The 3,947-nt window shown below is 61.9% G+C and carries 3 protein-coding genes and 2 pseudogenes; all 5 read left to right on the top strand.

The window, feature by feature from the left end; translation table 11 throughout:
- Window positions 1–2: 2 nt before the first annotated feature.
- Window positions 3–257: pseudogene (locus MKK84_RS08605) on the top strand (ABC transporter substrate-binding protein); the annotation flags it as partial.
- Window positions 244–813: pseudogene (locus MKK84_RS08600) on the top strand (hypothetical protein); the annotation flags it as partial. The pseudogenes MKK84_RS08605 and MKK84_RS08600, both read left to right, overlap by 14 nt.
- Before the next feature lie 74 nt (window positions 814–887).
- Window positions 888–1,073: a hypothetical protein gene (locus MKK84_RS08595; RefSeq protein ID WP_243918777.1), complete on the top strand. Its 186-nt coding sequence runs from the start codon at window positions 888–890 to the stop codon at window positions 1,071–1,073.
- A gap of 24 nt (window positions 1,074–1,097) precedes the next feature.
- Window positions 1,098–1,595: a GAF domain-containing protein gene (locus MKK84_RS08590; protein ID WP_243918775.1), complete on the top strand. Its 498-nt coding sequence runs from the start codon at window positions 1,098–1,100 to the stop codon at window positions 1,593–1,595.
- 1,279 nt (window positions 1,596–2,874) lie between these two features.
- The gene (locus tag MKK84_RS08585) at window positions 2,875–3,114 is read left to right on the top strand and encodes a hypothetical protein (RefSeq protein WP_243918773.1); all 240 of its coding nucleotides are present in this window, start codon (window positions 2,875–2,877) and stop codon (window positions 3,112–3,114) included.
- The last annotated feature ends 833 nt before the right edge of the window (window positions 3,115–3,947 follow it).

Genomic DNA, 3,947 nt, shown 5'->3' with positions numbered 1-3,947 from the left:
GCGTGATCGCCGAGGCGCAGTCGGTGGCCGGGGCCTCGATCCCGCAGGCGGTGCAGCTCGCCGCCGACGAGATCAACGCGACGGGTGTGGTCGACGGGCGTCAGATCCTGGTCGTCACCTACGACGACAAGCCCTCCGCCGCCTACGCGGTGCGCGCGCTCCAGCGGGCTGTGTCCGAGGACCAGGTCAATCTCGTCATCGCCCGCTACATCTCGGAGGTCGTGCTGGGCCTGATGCCCTGGGCGGCCCGGCTCAAGGGCCTCGATGGAGCGCCGTCGCCGGTGGGCGGCCTCTGGGCGGCTCCCACCAGCTATCGCGGCACGCTTCACCCTGGCCGAGCAAGGCGTGCTGTCGCTCGTGGCCGCCGAGGTAGCCCGCCGGAAGGATTGCCGGCTGGCAGTGGGCCACCTCGCCGCCATCGTAGGCGTAGCCGAGACCACCGTGCGCAACGCGATCCGCGAGGCCGTGAAGCTCGGGCTAGTGACCGTCGAGGAACGGCGCGTGACCGGCTTCCGCAACGACACGAACATCGTGCGCATCGTCTCGGCCGAGTGGACAGCCTGGCTGCGGCTGACGCGGAAAGGGGGTGGCGGTTCACCACCCCCCGCACGAAGGGAGGGTCATCACGGCCCCACCCTTCAGGGGGGAGGGTGCAAATTCCCGAAGGGCACGCCTACTGAAGTTCTAGATCTGGGGAAATCGAGGCCAACGGACCCCAAGGAGGGCTACCGACAAGCGGCGGTTCGGGCTCGCGGCGTGACATGGGGGGATTCTGCCGCGGGTCCGTTACGGGGGTCTCGCGCTATGTCGTGACCGCATGCAACCGGACGGTCTGACGAACGATGCGGGATTATCGATTCTGTGTGGCCCTACGGGCGCCCAATGGGTTGCTGAGTGCCCCGGTCTACGAAGAGGTCATCACGGCTAAAGACGCGGCCGATGCCGTCATTCTGGCCAAGGCCGTCGAACTGAACATGTCCAACCTGAAGGCGAACGCGCTCTACCTCGTTGACGCGAACGGACACGTGGCGTGGTCGTTGCGGATTGCCGATGCCCCTGACGTGGACCCCTGAACGCTGATCCTGTATCTTAGGCGGATGTCAGAGGATCATTTCCAGGCTGATCAAACGCTCGCCCGGGTCAACCGTAGGCTCGATGCGGCCTGGTCCCTGGATGAGGTCGTGACGATCCTGCGCGATACAGCGCGGCAGATCGCCAGCTCTGACGGCATCGCCGTTGTGCTGCGAGAGGGCGACCGCTGCCACTACGTCGCCGAGGATGCGATTGGATACTTGTGGCAAGGGAACCGCTTCCCGCTTGATGCCTGTATCTCGGGCTGGGCGATGCTCAACAACGAGACCGCGGTCGTGCCGGACATCGAGGCCGATCCCCGCCTGCCCTCTGTGGCCTACCACCATACCTCGATGCGCAGCCTCGTGATGGTGCCAATCGGATCGCCCGAGCCGGTCGCCGCGCTGGGGGCGTACTGGTGCTCCTTCGTCAGCGTAGACGAGGGTACGGTCTATCGTCTGGAGGCATTGGCAGAAGCCGCAGGGACTGCCTTGGCTCGTATACAAGGCAACGCCCTAGCCTAACCAAGCGCCCGGAGAGCAGCACCGAGGTCGTCTTGAGACGGCGGGCCTCGGTGCGGCCTTACTGGCGCAGTAGCGCTGATGCCGGGAGCTGCTGTCAGGCCGACGCGGCGACATCGCTCCACGCAGCTGCCACAGCGCCCATCCTTCCCGCATACGTGCCCGAGGTGTTCGCGACACCAAACGGTCCGGCGCGGGCAAGCACGCGACGACAGGCGCATCCGGTCCAGTTCACCGGAGCTCGCCCGTGAAGCCTTGGCCGGGCGGTTGCGTGAGGGTCGGCGCTGTGTGGCGGGACTGGTGACCGTGGTGCGCCGGCCCATGGCCGCTTGAACAGAAAGGCCGCCCTACAAGAGGGTCCTTACGTTCAACGTAGGGGTATAGACATCGCAACTGCTGAAACAACGACATCGGCATGATATCGAAAGGTCAAGAGTGCTCAAAGAGCAGGCAGAAGCTACAAACCAAGCTACGTTATGCAAGTTATCACGCATACGTGATTAAGTTCACCTGCCCAGTGAAGTTACTGTGCAAATTAAGTGACTCTATTGCATCATGGGCTGTCGATAGGTCGATAGTCCGGCATTGGAGCCGATGACGTTTTCAACGTTGTCGATAACCAGATATGGAGCGGCGGAGCGTGCTTGGCCGTCGAGATCTCAATAGCGAAGGTGAAGGGCGCTTGCGGCGGCTGTGGTTACGCCTTGAGGAGATCGCCGGGGTTCTGGATTGGATTATCTTCGGCCAGTAAGATGATCTCCAACTTTTCGGGCGCCCTCGCCATCTCCTCGACGAACAGGGCGAGGGTGGTAAGGTAGTTTATGGAACTCGTGCACGAGAGCGTCAGCACAGCGGAGCGCACGACACCATCTGGTCCCCGTCATCTGAGGCGCCTGATGCCAATTGGGGCTGGCGAACGGGTTTATGCCGCCGCAGCTGCCGCAGGCGGTGCACCTTCAAAGTGGTGATGCTACTATGATTGAAAACAGAAGGCTTCGTAATTTGAAGCACCGTACGCTGATACGATCTCTTTTGCAAACACCGGTCTCATCAGTATCGGAATATTCATTAGCAATGCGGTCTATTACGCTCACTATCTGGAGCTTTATTGTGACAGTGTTTTCATATTTCGCGGCAATGCTTGTATTCCGCTGATGTCACTGGTCTATCGCGCACAAACCCCGTTTGCATTGGATTGTCCGCGATTGCTTTGGCCCCTTTCCATCTACGTAAAAAATACGTAGTTTAACCCTGAAATGATTCGCCCTCAGGGAAAGGGGATATGATTTTCATCTTGGCCGCAGCGATGGGAATAGTAACGGCACGCTGGTTGGGTTTAGGGACCCTCGTTCTCGTCGCCGTCATCCTTGCTATCGCTGTCGGTGTAGAGGGTGCAGTTGAAGCCCGATCTTTGTTCAAGGTCTTGAAGCGCGGGTTAGAGATCAGCTTGACATTCCAGGGCACTTACCTCGCCACGATTTGCGTGATGCTCAGCAAGCAGCTTCTCGACGCCCGGAAGTAAACTTCACTGAGCGAGCGGTCAGCTACCGCCAAATGGCGAGATGGCGTTGATGATGTCGGCGGCTTTAGCTGCCAACGCTGGTATGCCGTCGAGCGGGCTGGGATTGCCCACTGATACGATGGTATGAACGGTGGCGGCCATCAGCAGGCCGAGGGCGGGGATGTTGATCTCGTGGCCTCTGCGCCATCCCTGCGAACTGTCGCTGCGCGTCGCGACCCGATGGACTACGTCGAGCGGGTGGGTGCCGATGGGAAGCTGCTTGGACCGCTTCGCCAGCGCGATCCCGGTGGCGTTGCCGGCTTAAGGATGGGCGCTGTCCAGCGCTAAGCCGCGTCCGCGTGTAGCGCCTGTTAACAGTCCTGCCCCACCATACCCTCAACGATCGGCTTCGGCCTCGCCGGCGCAGTGGTGCTGATCACACCAGCACCTTCAGTGCGTGTGGTGTGATACCCATCCCGCTACCGTGCTTCTTGCCGTAGCGCTGCCGTCAGCCACCGCCCCTTGCCGCACGCTGCCGTGGCTTACCTTAAGACTGCTGGGGCATTGGTTCGCGCAGCCATTAAGGCCGCCTTCGGTCCGCCTCCTCCGCCACCACGGCCTCAACGGCGGCGATCACGTTCTCCAGCTCGGCCACCTGGCGCAGAGCGCTCCCAGCTGGCAGGCCATCATGCCGAGATGACCAGCTTAGACGATCTAGCAGGCTGCTGAAGAAGTCCTGATTTGGCGGCGTCGGAGATGATTTCCGTCGTTTGGACGGTTTCGGCTGACCGGCGATAGCCGGTGGTTCAGCCCCGTCCGCAGCGCCGGGGGCGGTGTCGCCCGGTCAGGCCGCT

This window comes from Methylobacterium sp. E-065 (genome assembly GCF_022829605.1).
Taxonomy (GTDB): Bacteria; Pseudomonadota; Alphaproteobacteria; order Rhizobiales; family Beijerinckiaceae; genus Methylobacterium.
Note: the sequence above shows the minus strand (reverse complement) of the source record. Positions and strands in the feature narration are given on the sequence as shown.